At 57.9% G+C, this 1,146-nt stretch carries 1 protein-coding gene; it reads right to left on the bottom strand.

Annotation, left to right across the window (positions count from 1 at the left end; all coding sequences use genetic code 11):
* Window positions 1-1,146 (bottom strand): HAD-IC family P-type ATPase (locus tag RMSM_RS13500; RefSeq protein WP_040766389.1); only part of this gene is annotated, 1,146 nt, incomplete at both ends.

Below are 1,146 nucleotides of genomic sequence, written 5' to 3'. Positions count from 1 at the left end.
GGCTTTCCAACGGTCCGCCACCCTTGACGAGAATTCCGCCGCGTGCGGCTCGGGCGACGCCGCTGAGCACCGCACTGGGCGTTGCGATCGCCAACGCACAGGGGCTGGCGGCGACTAGAACCGCCATCGCTCGGTAGAACGATTCGCTGAAGGTTTCGTCGATGACGAGCGGTGCGAACAGTAGCAACACCACACCAGCGATGACTGATGGCACAAAGTATCGCTCGAACTTCTTCGTGAATTTCTGTGTTGGCGACACCCGCGTTTCCGCTTCGCTGACCATCGTGACGACGCGGGCCAGTGTGTTTTCGGATGCGAGTTTAGTGACTTGTATTTCGAGCGAACCCGACTGGTTGATCGTTCCGGCAAATGCACGATGTTCTGGCGGAAGCGACTCGGGGTCGGACGCGGCGGCGGCGATGTCATCGACCGGACGTTTGTCGACGGGTACGCTTTCGCCGGTGATCGGGGCTTGATTGATACTGGACTCGCCTCCGATCACAAAGCCGTCTGCGGGAACTCGTTCGTCGGGTTTGATGATAACAATGTCGCCGACGACTAGTTCTTCGACGGGGACTTCTGACTCGTTACCATCACGTCGAACTCTCGCGGTTTTGGGAGCCAGTTCAGACAAGGCTTCAATGGCACGTTTGGCTCGCCCCATCGCGTATCCTTCCAACGCATGACCGATACTAAATAGAAACAACAGCAATGCGCCCTCTGCCCACGCTCCCAACGACGCGGCACCGGCGGCAGCCACGATCATCAAGAAGTCGATCTCAAACTTACCCGCCCGAATTTTCTCGATCGCTTCGGTGACGGTGTAGTAGCCTCCGAAGACGTAAGCGGCGACGAAGCAACCCAGCGGAACCCATTCGTTCAGTTCGGAGAAGGTTTCGATCAGCCAACCGACCAACAGGAACGCGCCGCAAAGAACTGCAAAGATCAACTCGGACTTCGGTCCGAAGATGCCGCCGTGCGCGTGGTCGTCCTCTTGGCCTTCATCGTGGTGCCGATGACCTTCATGCTCGTCGCGAATTAGTGAGTCAGACGATGACCAATCATCCAGTGCCCTTGCGATCGTCGAAGCGTCGGTTGTTTGACGATCGAATTCGACTCGAACGGCTCCGTCCGGGGAAACAACCG

The organism is Rhodopirellula maiorica SM1, from assembly GCF_000346295.1.
GTDB lineage: Bacteria > Planctomycetota > Planctomycetia > Pirellulales > Pirellulaceae > Novipirellula > Novipirellula maiorica.
Note: the sequence above shows the minus strand (reverse complement) of the source record. Positions and strands in the feature narration are given on the sequence as shown.